The organism is Capnocytophaga ochracea DSM 7271 (genome assembly GCF_000023285.1).
In the GTDB taxonomy this organism is placed as follows: Bacteria; Bacteroidota; Bacteroidia; order Flavobacteriales; family Flavobacteriaceae; genus Capnocytophaga; species Capnocytophaga ochracea.
Window position 1 is genome coordinate 815,398 of record NC_013162.1, and the last position, 19,403, is coordinate 834,800.

Consider the following 19,403-nt stretch of genomic DNA (forward strand, 5'->3'; position numbering starts at 1 on the left):
GTAATTAGATTGCTTCAAACCTCTTGCCTGGGAGGGGTTTTATCACTCCTTTGATTTCCATTTGAAAGAGAAGATTGGAGAGTTGGTAGATGGGCATTTGGCACCCCAAGGCGAGCTCATCTAAACTTTGTTTGCCATTGGCTTTGAGAAATGCGCTAATAGTTTCTTCCTCAGGGGAAAGAGTTACAAAAAGTTCTTGCTGTACGGCTTTTGGGGCTGGGGTATCCCAACCTAATTGGTAAATGAGGTCTTTGGCTGAGGTGAGTAGGGTTGCTTTACCATTGCGTATCAGTTCATTGCACCCCATACTATACGGGTCGGTGGTGCGCCCTGGCACGGCAAATACTTCGCGGTTGTAGGAGAAAGCTATATCGGCAGTGACTAAGCTACCGCCTTTTAATCCGGACTCAACAACTACGGTAGCCTGTGAAAGCCCTGCGATAATGCGATTACGACTGAGGAAATTCTTTCTATCGAAGGGACTCTGGCTACTGAAATCGGTGATGAAACCGCCGTTTTCTTCCATTGCCTCACAATACTTGCTATGAGTAGCGGGGTAGATGGTATTGAGTCCGTGGGCAAGACAAGCCACCGTTTGTAGGCGGTGTTTCATCGCTGCCTTATGGGCGGTAATATCTACTCCGTAGGCATACCCACTGACGATTACCACATCTAACGAGGCGAGTTCCTCGATGAGTTTTTCGCAAAAAGCTGTGCCATAGCTGGTAATATTGCGAGTACCTACAATACTGAGCAGTCGTTTATTTTGCAAGTGGATATTTCCTTTTTGGTAAAACAGTATTGGGCTGTCTACACACTGTTTGAGTGAGGAGGGATACTGTTCATCGGTATAGGTTATAATACTGATGTTTTGCTTTTGAGTGAATTGTAATTCGGTTTCTGCTTCGTGCAAACACCTAGCACTGAGTATGTTTTGAGTAATCTTAGAGCCAATACCTGCTACCTTCTCTAAGGCACTTTTGGGTTGAGCGAATACGTTTTGAGCACTTCCAAAGTGTGAGATGAGTTTCTTGGCAGTTATATCGCCTATGAGAGGGATTTTCTTTAAGGCAATAAGATACAACAAATCGTCTTTCATAATAAAGTATTAATGCGTAGTGCAAAGGTATAAATATTTTTTGAAATGGATATAATGGGAGAAAGGCCACAGGCCATAGGCCTTAGGCACTAGGAGGTGATAGGGATTAGAAAATTTGGAAATGAGGAAATGAGGAAATGAGGAAATGAGGAAATGAAGAAATGAGGAAATGAGGAAATGAGAAAATGAGAAAATGAGGAGGTGTGAGGCCTTAGGGCATAGGCAATAGGCCATAGGCCTTAGGCACTAGGGTAGCGACGGAAAGGCGTTAGGCTTTAGGGGAAATGTGGGGACGGTGATTGTACACGAATGTTTTTGTAATATTCTCTCTTTAAAATAAAAAAAGAAGTATATTTGCGGGCTTTTGCGTATTTAACTGTATTTGGCTTTGAAACATTTGGTATACGACAGTACTTTTGAGGGGTTCCTCACAGCGGTATTTGCTGTTTTTGAGTATCGTTACAACGAGGTGACTATTGTAGCGAGACATCGGTTTGCGCCTTTGCTTTTTGGCGAGGAGGAAACGGTGTATACCGATGCTAATAAAGCGCAACGGGTGCTTACCAAAATAGAACTGTGTTGGGGTAAAGAAGGGGTGGCGATTGTGCTAAGGGCTTTCTTATCGGAAGAAACACATATGGAAGACTACTTATTGGAGGCTATTAGGCTGATGGTGAAATACCCTGAGGGGAAAGTGTTGGAGAACTTTGCCCATAGGGCTATTGCCTCTATACACAAAGCGGCTAAGAGTGTGGGACGTGAAGTACACCGAATGAAAGAGTTTGTGCGCTTTGAAAAGGTAGGCGAACTTTACTTTGCCAAAATAGTACCTGAGTATGACGTGTTGCCACTGGTTGTTTCTCATTTCAAAACGCGTTTTTCTGACCAACAGTGGGTACTTTACGACCCTGAACGGGGTTATGGTTTTATTTACAATCTACACGAGGTGTTGCCTTTTACTCCTGCGGATAAGCATTTTGGAGCACTTACTCCGGCTACTGCTGATGCTTATCAAACACTTTGGAAGACTTATTTTCAGCATATTAACATAGCCGAGCGCAAGAACGCAAAATACCAAATGAGGAATATGCCGAAACGCTATTGGCAGTACTTACCAGAAGTGTAATTTAGTTTCTTTCAAAATAATTTGTATAGTTCGACTCTATTTACTACTTTTGTCGCCGTTAAAAAAGAGTTGAGGCCATAGGCCTTAGGCACTAGGCATTAGGAGGGGAATGAGGAAATTAGAAAATGAGAGAATTAGGAAATGAGGTAAATGCCAATAATACCACTAATCAACTTTGGCAAAGGTGCGAGTCGCACAGGCAGTGTGAGCCACACGGGCAAAAATTTTGGCAAAGTGTATACCCCTAAAAGTGACACATCTGAGGGAGCGAAAGGAAACGAAGATTTTCAGAAAGAGACTAAGAGGTTTTTTGATAAAAAAAGGGTGTAAGAAGGGTGTGGATAGCTTATAGAGAGCTTATAGGAAGCTTATACGAATCTTGGACGATTGGTATAGGAAGGGTATATAAATAATTGATTTATACTATAATACAACAAGGCTAAAAATGTTAAAAACGGGGTTTCGAGGCGAAAGAAAAAGGAATTAATGACGAATGACGAGAGACGAATGACGAAGGAAATATGATGAAAATATCTCCCTATTCACATACTCCGCTCTCGCGGACTTCCATTCAAAGGGGGAATGTGGTGACGGAAAAAGGAATTAGTAAATTAGAAAATTTGGAAATTAGAAAATTTGTGGGAGGAGTTTAGTGGGAGTGTGGTGGTGGAAAAAGGATTGAAAGATAGTTTTTTGACCTGTCAGAGTTATGGGAGGAGTGGGACGAGAGTGATGACTTTATTAATGTATATAAAATGTATATAAGAGGTATTGTTTACCAATAAGACTGTTTATGAAAAAATATGTAATAGCGTGGGGGTTCTTCCTCTGCTGTTTTGTGGGCGCTTTCGCCCAAATGATTAGTGTATCGGGCAAAGTAACCGATGTGACAAACCACCCTTTGGAAGGTGCAGCAGTAGTAGTTAAAAACGACAATATACTGCTATCTATGGGAACCCTTACCGATATCAAAGGGGAATTTCGGATCTCTGCAAAAGCAGGAGAAGTGATAAGGATTTCGTACTTAGGTATGAAATCTCGTGAATTTACCGTTTCGGCTGAACAACCCTTCTTAAAAGTGCATTTGGAACCGGAGATTATCACTTTAAGTTCTACCGATGTAGTAGCTACGGGCTACCAAAATCTTCACAAAGAGCAAACTACTTCGGCTTATACCAAAATAAGGACAGACCAGCTCAACCGTCAGCTTAATAGAACCGTACAAGAAGCTATTGAGGGACAAATAGCAGGTGTGCGCTTTACAAAAGACCCTTTTACAGGGAAAGAGGTGCCTATACTGCGCGGGGTAGGTACTTTTTCGGGCAATGTGGGCTATTCGCCTTTGGTGGTGATTGACGATATCCCTACCGATACGCCATTAGAGGATATCAACCCCAAAGATATCGAGTCGGTAACGGTACTGAAAGACGCTGCTGCGACGGCTATCTACGGGGTGCGCGCTGCCAATGGGGTGATTGTGATTGTCACCAAAAAGGGCTTACAGAATGGTTTGCGTATCAACGTGCATACCGACCTGTTCTATACTTTTAAACCCAATATGAGCCGTATGCGCTACGCTTCGACGTCCGACCTTATCGACCTCGAAACGGCTTTCTACCAAAGCAAATTGGCTGATAGCAATGGCAATGTAGATGACCTTTTTGCTTCCTACGGAGAAATTGGGGGCAGGCAAACAGTGAGGTATTACTCGCCTCTCTTCCAGCTATACCGCGACCAAGCCAAAGGAAAACTCAGCCAGCAAGAGGTGAACAGCACGCTTAACGAGTGGCGCAACCGCGATTACCTTCGCGACTTCAAGCGTTATGTGTGGCAACCTATCATCAGCAAACGCTACAATATAAGCGTAGAAAGTGGTAATAACCGCAGTCAGAATTACGCTTCGTTGCAATATGAAGACACCGATGAGCGTATCGTTACCGAAAAGACGCGCGCTCTGAACCTTTATTTAAAAAACACTTACCAGCTCACGCCTTGGCTAAAAAGCACCATAGGGGTGAATGGCAGATATACCGCTGTTGATGCCGTAGCTGAACAAGTGCGGAATTTGTATACCGATTACTTAAAGCAACCGCGTTACACTCGGCTATTGGGAACGAATCCGTATGCGGGTTTTAATTTAGTTGCCCCCATAAACGGACATATTTTAGAACAAATTGCGGACAATGATGCTTTCCGCTCGTATAGCTTCAATTTATTGGAATCGATAGCGCAAGAACATCAAAAACAGTACAACCTCAGTTTGCGTCCGTTTGCAAATCTGCAAGTATCTATCATCAAAGGTTTGCAATACCAAAGCTATTTTCAATATGAGTTAAACACTCACAACAGTGAAACTTTCTTTGGAAAAGACACTTATTATATGCGTTTGCGCCACAACCAATTGGTAAAACAAGATGCTACTACTCAAAAATTCTCTTCTGAACTGCCCGAAGGCGGTTATTACGAACAGGAGAAAGGGCAGACACAGCATTATACCTTCCGTCAGCAGTTGGATTTCAATCGCACTTTTGCGGAGGCACACAATGTGACAGCGCTATTGGGCTTCGAGATGCGTCAGCACTACACCCCGCGCAATACTAAGGAAATGCAATATGGTTACGACGAGCAAACGCTCTCCTTCCCTACCCTGAACTGGAAAGACCTCTACAATCCTGGTGTTACTAGCTATCTTTACGGCAGGCAGTCGCTATCGCTAAGCCGTAATCAGCAAAGCGAAACCAAACACCGCTTTATCTCTTTTTATAGCACGTTGGGCTATTCATACCGTCAGAAATACAACCTCACAGGGAGTGTGCGCGTAGACCAAGCTGATATGTTTGGGGCAGACCCCAAGTACAAATACCGTCCGCTATGGTCAGTAGGCGGTAGCTGGAATTTGCATCGCGAAGATTTCTTCTATGGTAATGTAGTAAACTTGCTAAAACTGCGCCTTACCTATGGTGTCAGTGGTAATGTAGACCAAACTACTACGCCTTTCTTACGCGGACATTTGCTTACCGATGTGCGAGGCGCTTACCCTAACCAACAGTATTTACAGTTCAACGATACCGATTTGCCTAACCCTAAATTACGTTGGGAAAAGACTGAAACCACCAATTTAGGTATTGACTTCGGTATGTGGTATTGGCTCTCAGGAAGTATCGACCTTTATCGTCGTTACAGTTCTGACCTGTTGGTACTCACTGAACTCGACCCTACCGTAGGTGCTCAAAGACGACTCATCAATAACGGAGCTTTACTGAATAAAGGAATAGAAGTGAGTTTGAATGCTACGCGTGAATTAGCCAAAGATTTGCAACTTACTGTAAGAACTACTTTTGCCTACAACAAAAATACCATTGAGAAAGTGAGTAGCAAGCCTACTAATGCCGTGGAATACGCTCGTAACCCCTTGCGTTATTACAAACAAGGAGACGACTTTAACTCGCTTTATGCCTATCGGTACAAGGAAACCACCAATGGCTACCCTATTTATTTAGACGAAAACGGCAACCCTAATACCACTTTCGACGCCAATGGTGTGCCCACTATTAAAGATATCAAAAGCGAAGATGCCCTCGTAAGATTAGGAACGATGAACCCCACCTTTAACGGAGCCCTTAGCTTGCAACTGCGCTATAAGGCTTTTGAGCTCGGTACGATGTTCGTGTATGCGGGTGGACATAAACTTCGCAAAGACACTTATTCCATCAATCAAGAAAACGAAACCCATCGCGATATTACCCAACGTTGGACAGCTACGAACCCCACTGATATGCCCCGTATGTCGTTCGACTATCCAGCGACTTTGAGACGTACTGCTAATACGGTGAATACTCTTTGGCAACTCGGCGACAATCAGGTGGTAAACGCCGATTATATCAAATGGCGCAATGTGTTATTTTCGTGTTATATTCCTAAAAACATTTGCGAGAAATTGCGCTTACAAGAGGCTAAAATCACCGCTCAGCTCAACAACCTAATCACTTGGTGTGCTGCTGGCGACGATATAGACCCCGAAACCTATCACCTCAACTCTGGAAGTCGCGCTTTGCCCGTAGCAACAGCAGCGTTTTTCGGTATATCATTTAGTTTTTAGTCGGCCGTAGCACGGCAGGCAGTTAGTCGTAGCTAGTAGGCAGTTTGTATACCTTAATTATTTTACAATGAAAAGAATCATAAGCACAATAATATTCATAACGTTGACTTTCAGCGCTTGTGACAAATACACCGACCTCACTCCCAAAGGTGAAAAGATTATCAACACCGCCGAGGAATACTATGATTTGGTAGTACTCCCCACTAAAAACTACCCTCCTTTTAACTTCCGCACTCTGGTAGACGACAATTGGGTGAAGGAGAGTAGTATCATCGGTAAGACACCCGACCTGAACAGTATTAATTTTTATTACGAAGAAAGTGCCCCACGTGCCGATTACATCGAGTCGTCACCCTTTTATAACAATGTATACAGCTATATAGGTAGGTGGAATATGATTATTACTACCGTTGATAATGCCAAAGGCGATGCCTCACTAAAAGCACGTGCCAAAGCCGAAGCCCGCTTGCTAAGAGCTTTTGACTATTTTATGCTGGTAAACGTTTACGCCAAAGGCTACGACCCTACCACAGCAGCTACCGATGGTGGCGTGTGCCTAATGCGTGAATTCGACTTAGAAGCTCACCCTACCAAAGCTACCGTAAAAGAAGTGTATGACTTTATTCAAGAAGATATCGAGGCGGCGTTGCCCCTTTTGCAAAAACACCCTGTGAATGTATATCACCCCTCATTAGCTTTTGGCTATGCCTTGAAAGCCAGAGTGCACCTATTCAGAAGAGAATATCAGCAGGCATTAGCAGCAGCCCAAAAGAGTCTGTCGTACAACAACCAACTGATAGATATGGTGGCTTATGAGGCGAATCCTACCCCTATCACGGTAGATAAAAACCCCGAAGTGCTCAACTTAGCCTATATGAACGGACATACCGAGATGAACATTTGGTACATCTACCCGGTAAGTCCTGAGTTTTGCAACCTTTTTGATGCAACAAACGATATGCGCTTCAAGCTCTTTTTCAATAAGAACCACCGTTATAACGATAAAGGTTCGGGTACTGCCAACTGGGATATGCTCGCCACTAAGTTCTTCTACCCTACCGTAGGAATGAAAACAGGTGAGATGTACCTTACTTTAGCCGAGTGCAAAGCGCGCTTAGGCAACCTCAGTGGGGCGATGCAAACCATAAATATCCTCCGTAGCAAACGCATAAAAGGCAGTGGTGCGACCCTCGCTACCCCTGCTACTACTGAGGAGACCGTAAAGCTCATCATCGACGAGCGCCGTAGAGAGCTCGCTATGGGCTTTAATCGCTTTTTCGATTTAAAACGATTGAACACCGAGAGTGCTTATGCCAAAACCTTGCAACGCACCTTCCCTCTGGTGAATACCACTGTACCGCAACGCACCTATACCCTGCCTCCCAATTCGCCTATGTACATCGTTCCCTTTCCTAAGGACGTAATGGAGAAGAACCCATCGCTTACACAGAATTATTAATCAGAATAACGATAACTGCCCACCGAAAAGCTCCTTATGCTTGTTGTGGCTATTAGCGATAAGCAAATGGCGAAGTTTGGAGGGCTCCATAGTGCCTGCCAACGGCGTAGCCCCGCTACAAGTAATGAAGTATTTTGCTCTGTTTAAGGTTACCCCTATCTGTTTGAGCGAGTAATACGTGAGCTTCTGAAAAGTACGCGCCGCAAGTATCTTCTGTACCGACCGTACTCCCACCCCCGGAACGCGCAAGAGCATTTCACGCGGAGCCGTGTTCACATCTACGGGAAAAAGATGAGGGTGACGCAATGCCCACGCTAATTTAGGGTCTATCTCCAAATCGAGGAACGGTTGCCGAGCATCTAAAATCTCATCAGGAGCAAAGCCGTAGTAACGCATCAGCCAATCGGCTTGGTATAGGCGGTTTTCTCTCACTATGGGCACTTGGCTGTGGATAGACGGTAACCTACTGTCCTGCAATACCGGCACATAACCCGAATAATACACTCGCTTCATTTCAAGCTTGTCATACATATAGCTGGCAACCTTTATAATCTTATGGTCGGTTTCGTCAGTCGCGCCTATAATCATTTGGGTGGTCTGTCCGGCAGGCGCAAACTTAGGCGTATGCTTAAACTTCTTCTTCTCAAGCGAATGCATTGCCAACTCGTTTTTCACCTGTTGCATCGGGGTAAGCATCTGCCGGTGGTCTTTCTCTGGCGCAAGCAGTTTCAACCCCTCTTTGGTAGGTATTTCAAGATTGACCGACAAACGGTCCGCATAAAGTCCTGCTTCGTGAATCAGTTCTTCGCTTGCCCCAGGTATTGTTTTCAGGTGAATATAACCGTTAAAGCGCTCTTCTGTCCGCAACTTCTTAGCCACACGCACCAATCGTTCCATCGTAGTATTAGGGTCTTTGAACACTCCCGAACTCAAAAACAGCCCCTCGATGTAATTCCGTCGGTAGAAATTAATAGTAAGGTCTACCACTTCCTGCACACTAAAAGCAGCGCGCTGTATATCGTTACTGCGTCGCGACACACAATAAATACAATCGTAGATACAGTGGTTCGTAAGTAAGATTTTGAGCAAAGAAATACACCTGCCGTCCTCAGTAAACGAGTGGCAGATACCGAAGTTCGCAGCGTTGCCCAATTCACCTTTCACCGCCTTACGAGCACTCCCACTACTCGAGCAAGACACGTCGTATTTGGCAGCATCGGCAAGGATAGCCAGCTTTTCTTTGATACGTTCAAAATCCATTTAATTTATTTTAGTATAACGAATCACGAGTGCAAATGTACTACTTTTTCTGAGATAAACAAGAAAAAACAATAAGCAAAATAACTCGCCAATTTCACAAAGTGAAGCCTTAATTTTTATTCAACTTCTATAACGTAAACCATACTTCTTTAAAGGTTTAATTCCCCTCGCCCAACCCAAAATAAAACCTCTTAAATACCCTCCTTTTCTTCAAAAGTTGTATCTTTGCCAAAATTTCTTAGTTTTCTGCTTAAAATGAAGATTGCTATTTACATACGTCAGTACTCCGAGGAAAACGAAGCCATTCTCAATGAGCTTTTTACCCTTCTATTGCCCTCCGATAAGGTGTTTATAGAACGCGAAATCCTCAGCGACCTCAACGATCGCTCCGAGCAATTCCTCAAAGCAAAATCTTTTGCTTCCTTCGAAGACCTCAACTCCTCTTACGATGTAATGCTCACTATTGGTGGCGACGGCACATTGCTCAAAGGGGTTACTTATGTACGAAACCTGCAAATCCCCATTCTCGGTATCAATGCAGGACGCTTGGGCTTCTTGGCAAATGCCCATAAAGACGACCTGAAAAACGTACTAACACAACTCCGCGAACGAAATTACAAAGTAGTAGAACGCTCCGTTATCGAAGCCGTTTACGCCGATACAGGCGAACCCGTAGCCCCTGTGAACTTCGCTCTGAACGAAATAACCTTTACTCGTAAAGATACCGCCTCTATGATTACTATCGATACTGAACTCAACGGCGATTTCCTCTCCTCCTATTGGGCTGACGGGCTCATCATCTCCACCCCCACAGGCTCCACAGGCTACTCTCTTAGCTGCGGCGGACCTGTAATACTCCCTACCGCCAAAAACTTTGTGATTACCCCCATCGCCCCTCACAACCTCAATGCGCGCCCACTGGTAATCCCCGAAGATACCGAAGTAAAACTCACTGTATCAGGCAGAGAAAAGAAGTTTTTAATGTCGCTCGACTCACATATCAAGCCCATTGCTAACAAACACTCCATTATAGTCCGTAAAGCTCCCTTTGTCGTGAAAATGATACGCCTCGACGGAGACAGCTTTATAAACACCCTGCGCTATAAACTACTCTGGGGTGAAGACCGACGTAACAAGTAACTAAAAAAATGAAAGGATATATTTTCGACTTAGATGGTGTGCTCGTCGACACCGCAAAATACCACTATATCGCGTGGAAAACCATTGCCAAAGAATTCAATTTTGAGCTCACTCCTCAGCATAACGAACAGCTGAAAGGCATCGGGCGCGAAGTCTCGTTGCACCAAATCCTCCAATGGGCAGGCAAAACACTCTCCGAAACCGACTTTACCGATACCGCCTTGCGCAAAAACAAATTGTACTTAGAGCAAATCAGTAGTATCGATAGCTCCGAGTTACTCCCTGGTGTGTTAAACTTCTTACAGCTCCTCAAAGCCCATCACAAAAAGATAGCCTTGGGCTCCGCAAGTCGTAATGCCCGTTTAGTGTTGGAGCGCACCGGCATTCTCCCCCTATTCGATGCTATTGTCGATGGCACAATGGTAAGCAAAGCCAAACCCGACCCCGAAGTATTCCTCAAAGCCGCCGAAGGTTTAGGGCTTCCCCCTGCTGATTGTTGCGTATTCGAAGACGCTCCCGCAGGCGTACAAGCCGCCAAGAGTGCCGGAATGAAAGTAATAGGAGTCGGCAATCCCGAAGTCCTTAAAGCCGCTGATACCGTGATTCCCAACTTTTTAAATATGAAGATATAAGCACCCAATGTAGCCAATAGTTGGAGAAGTCTCTCAGAGTCTCTCCAACTAATTTCCTAATTTTCCCATTTCCAAATTTCCTAATTCTCTAATTATCCCTTCTCCTTTCCGTCTCCACATTCCCCCTCTCCTTGGGAGAAGTCTCCGAATAGGAAAGTATGTGAACGGGGTGAGGATTCTCTTTCTTTCGCCTCGAAACCCCGTTTTTACCATTTTTAGCCTTGTTGTATTATACTATTAATCAATTATTTATATACCCTTCCTATACCAATCTTCCAAGATTCGTATAAGCTTCCTATAAGCTCTCTATAAGCTAACCCCACCCTTCTTACACCCTTTTTTCATCAAAACCCCTCTCGCCTCTCTTCCGAACTTTTCCGTTTCTTTCCGAACACCCCTAATAGTCTCAACACGTCGCTTTTTCATCTCAAACTTTGGCAAAGTTTTAAATTTTGCCAAAGTTGAATAAACAGACAATTCCTCCGCTGGTTTACAAGGCGTAGCCTTGATTTTGTTTAAAATTTGTTTAATTTCTGAGGCACAGCCTCATTCCTCTAACTCAACCTCGCACCCATTTTCTCATTTCCTAATTTCCAAATTTTCTAATTTCTGAGATTTACGCCCAACTCACATTCATTAACATAAAAAAACAAATGGCAAACTTTGTACAACTACAAAATCTACCATTTGTTCTTGTATATAACCAAAACGTTTATTTATTGGCTTTGCAATATCCTAAAACAAAATCTTCTATCAAAACAAAAAAGACCTTATACATAGTGTTCCCTATCTTAATATCCGTCTCCTTGTCATTAGGAAAAAAGTCTTTTACCCTCACATCGTTTAGGGTAAGAGTAGGTTTGTTGTGAATTTTAAAACCTACTTCTTTGGCACACCACGTCATTGTAAGTTTCTGAATGATGTTCTGAATCGAGTAATCCGCTGAACGGTAATTCCATTGAGTGAATTTATGTGCGATACGCAATATTTTCTCTCGTTTCTTCTCAATATCCACCCCCACAGGTTTATTACTTATCATCACCACAACCTTATCAAACGAATGACTAATTGAAATAAAATCTTTTCCCTTTAAAAAAGGCTTCCCGTAAGCATTGTAATGCAAAGAATTGGGGGCGTGTCCTAACTGAGTTAGCAATAAACGCGTGGCTAAAAAGTTCTTTTTAGCCCTCTCATTGCTAATAGCATTGTAACTCTCCTTTTGTTCAGGAGTAAGAGGAGTTTCTTCTTCCAACACAGCAAGCTCCTCCCTTACCTCCCAAATGTACAAGGTGGTTTTTTTATCTACTTTTATGGTGCTCTCTAATGGCATATATAATTCCCCTCCAAATTTCGCACAAAGATACTGAAAAATTCTTAATTCTTACAAGTTATATAAACCACCTCTGTATCTTTTTCTTTTCTTTCAGAAATCAATAATATGTTAAAACAACGCCCTTATAATGAGCTTATTTAGCATCATTTTAATAGTTCATAAACAATGAAGACGTTAATTTGTGTTACAAACATAACTTTTATTCTTTTGCTTTCCTATCAAAAGTTTAACAAAAGATTAACGCTCTTAAACGAAAAAAAGTCTTCACGATGAGGAAAAATCGTGAAGACTAAAAAATAAAATATAACTTTTAAAAAAATAAAAATGATAGCAAATTCTTATTTATAAAGTACTTTTTTTACTGCTTTTACTACGTCGTCAGCATTTGGCAAAAACTCTTTCAAAAGCTCTGAAGAGAATGGTGCTGGCGTATCAGTGGTAGTAATGCGTTGTACAGGCGCATCGAGATAATCGAAGATGTGCTCTTGTACTTGATAAGTAATTTCAGAAGATACACTGGCAAAAGGCCACGCTTCTTCCAAAATCACTAAGCGATTAGTTTTCTTAACCGATGCGAATACCGTGTCAAAGTCAAGCGGACGTACAGTACGCAAGTCGATGATTTCACACTCAATACCTTCTTTGGCTAAAATATCAGCAGCTTTATGCGCTTCTTTAATAATTTTACCGAAAGAAACGATAGTTACATCAGTACCCGCACGCTTGATATCGGCAACGCCTAATGGAATAGTGTATTCTTCTTCTGGCACTTCACCTTTATCGCCGTACATTTGCTCAGATTCCATAAAGATAACAGGGTCGTTATCACGGATAGCCGACTTCAAGAGTCCTTTTGCATCGTAAGGCGTAGAAGGAACTACTACTTTCAATCCAGGGCAGTTAGCATACCAGTTCTCAAAAGCTTGAGAGTGGGTAGCCGCCAACTGACCAGCAGAAGCGGTAGGACCACGAAAAACGATAGGAATATTAAACTGACCTCCTGACATCTGGCGCATTTTAGCCGCGTTGTTAATGATTTGGTCAATCGCTACTAATGAAAAGTTGAAAGTCATAAACTCTACAATAGGGCGGTTACCATTCATAGCAGCCCCTACTGAGATACCTGCAAAACCACCTTCAGCGATAGGGGTATCAATAATACGTTTAGGCCCAAATTCATCGAGCATTCCTTTAGAGGCTTTGTAAGCGCCATTATATTCGGCTACCTCTTCACCCATCAAATAAATAGACTCGTCGCGACGCATCTCTTCACTCATCGCTTCGCAAACGGCTTCTCTAAATTGTATTGTTCTCATTTATATTTATTAAAATAAGGTATATAACTAAAATTTCTGTTTTGAAAGCACAAAAGTAATAATAATTATTTAATCTCCTAATTTTTTTACTACTTTTATTTTCTATATATTATCTAAAACATTATATATCAAATATTTATTATGTTATTTACCTTATCTCTAATCTCACCACTCTCTGGTTAAATCGCCTATAAAAATACGGAATCTTATATAGCATACGGAAGATAAATGGGTAGCGTCCTTGGTCGTACTTACTCATAAAATACTCTTTCGCCACGTGCAACTTAGGGTGCCACTGCTCCATCGCCTCGCTATACTTTTCACTCCATTGAAATTCAGGGCGCCTGTCTTTATCCATTGCTTTTAGTGTATCGTGGTTCTTAGCGTGTCCTACCAAAGCGTAAGCCAGCATATCGAAGAGAAGAGTAGCCTCAGTAAATGCTTCACAGAGATGTATCATAAAATCTTTTACCTCAAACGGAGGGAAATACATCAGTACCCCCTCAACAATAATGAGCACAGGCTTGTGGTGAGCTTTTACTTTCTCTATCCATTCGGTATCAAAGAGAGACATTTCTAAAAAACTACGTCTTTCATTCTCCTCAAAAAACTGACGCCGGATAGCAATCACCTCAGGTAAATCGAGGTCATACCAATGGGTAAGTTCCGGACAACCCAAACGCTCATAACGAGCATCAAGACCCGTACCCAATTGTATTATTACTGCATCGGGGTGTTGCTCTATAAAAGCACGTGTTTCTTCGTCTATCAGGTGAGCGCGCACACACACGCCTGCTTGGGAGAATTTAGCTTTCTTGAATCGGCTAAAATCATAGTCTATTTTGTTTATAATCTCAGCAGCCTTCTCATCGCGTAACAGCGGTTGAGGTTCTTTATTTTCAGTAGCTTTTGCCCATAAAGTAATGAGCATTGTTTCGGGTATTTTGTTCATTTTAGTTGATGGATTTATTGTATAATATTCTATATTTTAAGTGATTTAATCATAGAAAGGTAGGGTAGGTGATAAGTAATAAGTGAAAAATATTGTTCATAATTAACAAAAAAGCAAATTTATTTGGTCAATACATTCATATTATTTACTTTTGTTCTAAACAACAGGTTTCAGAGTGCAAAAATACAGCAAAAAGGAAGTACGATTGTTTAATTTCCTTAGCAAAGTTTTACATCTGAATAGCAAATAATGTGATTAGTTGTTCGTAGCCAGCCGGTGGTGCTGACGGCAAACGGCTTATGAACGTGAAAAACGACTGATGAATATGATAAACGAAATAACATTACCTTTGGCAACCAACGAAGAAGAGGTGCAAAATTATTACGAAAGAGTGAATGAACAAATAGGGGTGTTCCGATTGGAACAACAAACCTTAGGCAATCATACTTACTACCGATGGCTAGCACAAATGAAAGAAGATGTGGCTTTTGAGGGAGGTATGGATATCCCCTCAGTGCGTCTTTATTTCGTAACCCGAACCCACAAAGGTATGACGGTGCAGGTAGATGGGCAAAATTGTTTCAGTAAGGCGGGGACTCACAATATCTTTTTTGGTAAAGAAGAATGCTTGGGCAAAGACTTGTTGCATAAAGGTGATATTATAGAAGTGATTACGGTTGCTATCAGTGCTGAGCAATTTGCACAAATAGCTACCCAATACCCCGAAACTTTTATGGCGTGGTACCAGCGCTATGAGCGAGGAGGTAACTTTATTCTTTCGCCTGAACAATCACTTCCTACTGACTTTGCTATGCAAACTGTTCTTGACCAACTGCAACACGCTTCTCTTTTGGGCAAGGCAGCACGACCTTATGCCGACCTAAAAGTGCAGGAACTCTTTTTGTTACAATTACATCAATACGAACAGCAACAGCTACAAGTATACCAATACTGCAAAACCCAAACCGACGTACGAAAGATGTACGAAGTGCGCGACCGCCTTACGGCTCAGTTGGACGTTACGCCTTCGATAGCTGAACTGGCACGTGCCGTAGGTGTGAACGAAAAGAAGTTGTGTTATGGTTTTAAAGAGGTATTTGGCACTACTGTTTTTGGTTATCTATACGACTATAAAATGGAATTGGCACAACAACTGCTCCTTCACACCGATAAGAGTATAGGTGAAATTGCCCTCACCTGTGGGTATGATTATATATCGCATTTTTCGACTGCCTTTAAGAAGAAGTTTGGTAGAAATGCAAAGGAGGTAAGAAATAAGAGGTAAAAAAAGACTGTCTATGGTTTTTAGACAGTCTTTTTTATAAAAATTTTTCTATGAAGGCTTACTAGAACTTGTAACCTACCCCTACTTGGAATACGCGGTTTTTGAAATTCAAAGTAGGAAGTTTATATCCGTTTTCTGAATACGATTTAGTCGATAAGTCGGTAAGACCTAAATTAAAGGAAGCATCGAAAAAGAAACCAGAATCGAAGTTGTATTCAGCACCAAAGCCTAATCCTAAATCGAATTTCTTGTCGAGAGTTAAAGGTTCATTGTCTACATTTACAAAACCAAAACTCGAATTATCTTTACCGCTGGCTTTAGCTTTTGACACAAAACCTAAGTTTACCCCTATTTTAGGGCGGAACCCGTTGAAGTCGTATTTAATCCAAAGGGGAATGTTGAACTGCTCGATTTTCAATTTACCGTCCTTAATATCTAATTCTCCAAGCGAAATGTTGTTGATGCTACCACTTAAAGAATTGATATTAGCTCCTTGGAAAGCATAGTCAACGCCAGCTTCTACCCATAATTGTTCGTTGAAGCCATATTCGATAAAAGCTCCGAAGTGAAACCCAGGGGTGTAAGAAGAACTAAATTTGGCGGTTCCTGTAACTCCTCCTACTGAAACTGAAGTTTCAGGGTCAGAAACATTGGACATCAAAAAGCCGGCTTTAGCACCTACTTTAAATTCTTGGGCGTTAGCCGTAATGATAGTGGCAATTGCCACAACAAAAGTAATAAATGTTTTTTTCATTTGTAATATGATTTAATGGTTTTTACTTATGGTTATTAATATCTCTGAGCTCATAGAGTTTTCAGAGGGGTAGTAGAATAGTAAATTAAATGAAGTGTGATATAAAACTTGGATTTCTGATGAGTTTTTATTTTGCAAAGATAAATAAAAAATTTTAATTAGCAAATTTGGAAATGAGAGAATGAGGAAATTAACAGGTTAGTAAATGGAGTAAATGCCAATAATGCCAATAATACTAATAATACCAATAATGCCAATAATACTGATAATACCAGAAATGCCAAAAATACCATATTAATCAACTTTGCCAAAGGTGTGAGCCACACGGGCAGCCGTAGCACGGCAGGCGGGGAAAAATTAGCAAATGGGGAAGGGTTGAGGGGTTCGGAAAATATCGGAAGAGTTCGGAAGAGGGAAGGGAGAGTTTTTGATGAAAAAAGGGTGTAAGATGGGTGGGGTTAGCTTATAGAGAGCTTATAGGAAGCTTATACGAATCTTGGACGATTGGTATAGGAAGGGTATATAAAAAGTTGATTCATAATATAATACAACAAGGCTAAAAATGGTAAAAACGGGGGTTCGAGGCGAAAGAAAAGGGAAGAGGTGATAGGCCTCAGGCCTTAGGCACTAGGGGATAACCTCTCCCTTTACACATACTCCGCTCTCGCGGACTTCCGTTCAAAGGGGAATGTGGTGAGTCATTTATTCGGTAAGCCCCCGAACCCCCGAAGGGGGACAAGCTGTAAAAGGAGACAAACCTCCCCTTTTACACATACTCCGCTTTTGCGGTGCACATACCCAGCTGTCGCTGGCTATCTTCAAAGGGGGAATGTGGCGACGGGAAAGGGGTGAGGTCGTAGCACGATGGGTGATTGAAAGTAGTACGACAGGTGATTGAAAGTAGTGTTTTATTACATTAAATAGAGGTTAAATAAGGATAGAAAAATTCTTTTTAAAAGAGGCACAAACGGCAGTTATTTAGTTATAAATATAACAAGAGGGGCTTTATTATTCTCATTTTACTTTGTTTTGGCATAGTTTTGGTGAATAGGTGGATATGGCGTATTGGTACATTTAGAAATCTTTTGTACTTTTGCACCCCAAAAAAGTATTATTTTAAATAGAACATTATTATGAAAAGAATCATAGCTATTGCCTTATTAGCTACTACTGTCGCTTTTGGGCAGAGTCACAAAAAGAATGGTTGGGAGCGTGCTCAGCTGAAAGGGAAAGTAAAAACGGTTGTGCAATCGGGTATTCAAATTGGTGAAAACGGAGAAGAAATACCGATGAACTCTGAGCTTTTTTCGCAGTTTGACAAAAAGGGAACTGTTGTGAAAATGCAATCGAAGCAAAATGGAATGACGATTAAATTCGTGGATGTGTATGACAAAGACGGGAATATGATAGAGTCGGCTTCGAGAGATGATTCGAACACGTTGCTTTCTAAGAATGTGTATGAGTATGACGAAAAAGGGAACCTTACCAAGCACGATGTAGAGACGCCCGACGGGAATATTTTTATGAGCCGAATAAATGTTTATAACGAACAGAATCAGCTTGTAGAACGCACGGATTGTATAGCAGGAATGTGCCAAGATAAAACGACTTATAAGTATACTCCTGAGGGGAAATTATCGGAAGAGTCTAAATACACAAAGGATGAGCTTACTAGCAAAACGGTATATACTTACGATGCCAAAGGGAATATGGTAGAAAAGCAAGTGTTTGACAAAGATAACGCTTTGAAACAGAGAGTTGTTTCAGCTTTTGACAAAAATGACAATGAGGTGGAGGTTAAATACTTTGACAAAGATGGTAACGTTACTAAAACAGAGACTTACGAGTTTGTGTATGACAAGAAGAACAACTGGACAAAGAAAACAATGTCGGTTGACGGTCAGCGTGTAACGATTTTCACACAGAAGTTGAAATATTTTTAGGAATAAGAAGTTTTTTTAATAGCATAAGGGTTGGCTTACGAAGGTGAGTCAACCCTTATGTGTTAAGAAGGGGGATATTTTTATATAATTCAAAATATTTTTGTATCTTTGCACTGTGGAAGGCTGTGTTTAATGGCTATAGAACTGTGGCGCGGTAGGCATTACGTAGTCGTAGTGCGACGGGCTATTAGGACTTTGACAAAAGTCGTGGCAAAGCAACACTAACTATTAAGGATTAAAAACTAAGAATTAAGTATTATGGCAAGAGAAATAAAACCAACACCTGTATTAGAAGGGCAAGATGTAATAGAGTTCTACAAAAAATTAGCAGGTTTTAGACGAAGCTTAGCTGAAAAAGGAATTACACGTGAGAGCGTTCGCAAGAATGCTATGCTATTGAAGTCAATTTTTAAAGACGATAGAGATAATGCAAGCAGATGATTTTGCACAACTTTTAAAAGGCTTATCTTTTTTTCGGCTTAAAGAAGGACATACAATAAAGCCTTTTGATTGTGGAGACGACGATTTGAATGAGTTTCTTTTTGAGGAAGCAGTTCCTTACCGAAAACAATTACTTGCCACCACTTTTGTTATTGAAAATGATGAGCGTACTTTAGGTTATTACAGTCTATTGAATGATAGTCTGTTACTCAAAGAAGAGATGTTCTCATCAAAAAGTCAGTATAACAAATTTCGCAGAGAGTTATTACCCTATCCTAAACGGCATTTAAACAACGTTCCTTCTCTAAAAATAGGGAGATTGGCTATCGATAAAACTTTTAAAGGTAAAGGGTTAGGAAGAATTATTATTGATACTATTATCAATCACTGTGTAGATTTGAATGAAGATGAGGCTTGTCGCCTTATTACAGTTGATGCATATGCACAAGCAGTAAGTTTCTATCAAAAGATAGGGTTTGAATTTCTAACGAAATTAGATGAAGGAGAAGAAACAAGATTAATGTTTCTTGATTTGATAAGTTTTTTGTAACGAACAATTAATAA

At 41.4% G+C, this 19,403-nt stretch carries 16 protein-coding genes; 10 read left to right on the forward strand and 6 right to left on the reverse strand.

The window, feature by feature from the left end; translation table 11 throughout:
* Positions 1-4: 4 nt before the first annotated feature.
* Positions 5-1,099: a DNA-processing protein DprA gene (dprA, locus tag COCH_RS03355; protein ID WP_015781933.1), complete on the reverse strand. Its 1,095-nt coding sequence runs from the start codon at positions 1,097-1,099 to the stop codon at positions 5-7.
* Positions 1,100-1,481: 382 nt separating this feature from the next.
* On the opposite strand from dprA, the gene COCH_RS03360 reads away from it, so the two are divergent.
* The 3 genes from COCH_RS03360 to COCH_RS03375 all read left to right on the forward strand — a co-directional run bounded on the left by COCH_RS03360 (position 1,482) and on the right by COCH_RS03375 (position 7,783).
* Positions 1,482-2,225, forward strand: a complete 744-nt coding sequence (locus tag COCH_RS03360) for a TIGR03915 family putative DNA repair protein (RefSeq protein WP_015781934.1) — start codon at positions 1,482-1,484, stop codon at positions 2,223-2,225.
* A 793-nt stretch (positions 2,226-3,018) separates the two neighbouring features.
* Positions 3,019-6,324 carry a SusC/RagA family TonB-linked outer membrane protein gene (locus COCH_RS03370; protein WP_015781936.1) on the forward strand — a complete coding sequence of 1,102 codons (3,306 nt, stop codon included), beginning with the start codon at positions 3,019-3,021 and terminating at the stop codon, positions 6,322-6,324.
* A 67-nt stretch (positions 6,325-6,391) separates the two neighbouring features.
* A complete protein-coding gene (locus tag COCH_RS03375; RefSeq protein ID WP_015781937.1) occupies positions 6,392-7,783 on the forward strand; it encodes a RagB/SusD family nutrient uptake outer membrane protein in 1,392 nt (463 codons plus the stop codon).
* On the opposite strand, the gene COCH_RS03380 is transcribed toward COCH_RS03375, so the two are convergent.
* Positions 7,784-9,043 carry a putative DNA modification/repair radical SAM protein gene (locus COCH_RS03380; protein WP_015781938.1) on the reverse strand — a complete coding sequence of 420 codons (1,260 nt, stop codon included), beginning with the start codon at positions 9,041-9,043 and terminating at the stop codon, positions 7,784-7,786. It abuts the gene before it with no gap.
* A gap of 255 nt (positions 9,044-9,298) precedes the next feature.
* Here COCH_RS03380 and COCH_RS03385 point away from each other — a divergent pair, with 255 nt between their 5' ends.
* Together COCH_RS03385 and pgmB are read left to right on the forward strand one after the other, a co-directional pair.
* Positions 9,299-10,183: an NAD kinase gene (locus tag COCH_RS03385; protein WP_002674060.1), complete on the forward strand. Its 885-nt coding sequence runs from the start codon at positions 9,299-9,301 to the stop codon at positions 10,181-10,183.
* A gap of 8 nt (positions 10,184-10,191) precedes the next feature.
* Positions 10,192-10,815: a beta-phosphoglucomutase gene (gene pgmB / locus COCH_RS03390; RefSeq protein WP_009418959.1), complete on the forward strand. Its 624-nt coding sequence runs from the start codon at positions 10,192-10,194 to the stop codon at positions 10,813-10,815.
* Between the two features lie 712 nt (positions 10,816-11,527).
* Here pgmB and COCH_RS03400 read toward each other — a convergent pair.
* The 3 genes from COCH_RS03400 to COCH_RS03410 all read right to left on the reverse strand — a co-directional run bounded on the left by COCH_RS03400 (position 11,528) and on the right by COCH_RS03410 (position 14,416).
* Positions 11,528-12,145 carry a 4'-phosphopantetheinyl transferase family protein gene (locus tag COCH_RS03400; RefSeq protein ID WP_015781939.1) on the reverse strand — a complete coding sequence of 206 codons (618 nt, stop codon included), beginning with the start codon at positions 12,143-12,145 and terminating at the stop codon, positions 11,528-11,530.
* Positions 12,146-12,486: 341 nt separating this feature from the next.
* Positions 12,487-13,464, reverse strand: a complete 978-nt coding sequence (locus COCH_RS03405; protein ID WP_009418524.1) for a pyruvate dehydrogenase complex E1 component subunit beta — start codon at positions 13,462-13,464, stop codon at positions 12,487-12,489.
* Between the two features lie 148 nt (positions 13,465-13,612).
* A complete protein-coding gene (locus COCH_RS03410; RefSeq protein ID WP_015781940.1) occupies positions 13,613-14,416 on the reverse strand; it encodes a class I SAM-dependent methyltransferase in 804 nt (267 codons plus the stop codon).
* Positions 14,417-14,735: 319 nt separating this feature from the next.
* Between COCH_RS03410 and COCH_RS03415 the strand changes: the two genes are divergently transcribed.
* On the forward strand, positions 14,736-15,701 hold the full coding sequence (locus tag COCH_RS03415; RefSeq protein WP_015781941.1) for a helix-turn-helix domain-containing protein: 966 nt from the start codon (positions 14,736-14,738) through the stop codon (positions 15,699-15,701).
* A 61-nt stretch (positions 15,702-15,762) separates the two neighbouring features.
* Here the strand turns inward: COCH_RS03415 and COCH_RS03420 are convergent, their stop codons facing one another.
* Positions 15,763-16,455 carry a porin family protein gene (locus COCH_RS03420; RefSeq protein WP_015781942.1) on the reverse strand — a complete coding sequence of 231 codons (693 nt, stop codon included), beginning with the start codon at positions 16,453-16,455 and terminating at the stop codon, positions 15,763-15,765.
* Positions 16,456-17,155: 700 nt separating this feature from the next.
* On the opposite strand from COCH_RS03420, the gene COCH_RS12645 reads away from it, so the two are divergent.
* The 4 genes from COCH_RS12645 to COCH_RS03435 all read left to right on the forward strand — a co-directional run bounded on the left by COCH_RS12645 (position 17,156) and on the right by COCH_RS03435 (position 19,389).
* Positions 17,156-17,353 carry a phosphinothricin acetyltransferase gene (locus tag COCH_RS12645; RefSeq protein WP_316899546.1) on the forward strand — a complete coding sequence of 66 codons (198 nt, stop codon included), beginning with the start codon at positions 17,156-17,158 and terminating at the stop codon, positions 17,351-17,353.
* Positions 17,354-17,588: 235 nt separating this feature from the next.
* Positions 17,589-18,398, forward strand: a complete 810-nt coding sequence (locus COCH_RS03425) for an RHS repeat domain-containing protein (RefSeq protein ID WP_015781943.1) — start codon at positions 17,589-17,591, stop codon at positions 18,396-18,398.
* Positions 18,399-18,656: 258 nt separating this feature from the next.
* Positions 18,657-18,839, forward strand: coding sequence for a hypothetical protein (locus COCH_RS03430; protein ID WP_015781944.1), 183 nt, complete (start codon positions 18,657-18,659; stop codon positions 18,837-18,839).
* A complete protein-coding gene (locus COCH_RS03435; RefSeq protein WP_015781945.1) occupies positions 18,826-19,389 on the forward strand; it encodes a GNAT family N-acetyltransferase in 564 nt (187 codons plus the stop codon). Before COCH_RS03430 ends, COCH_RS03435 begins: the two co-directional genes overlap by 14 nt.
* Positions 19,390-19,403: the final 14 nt, after the last annotated feature.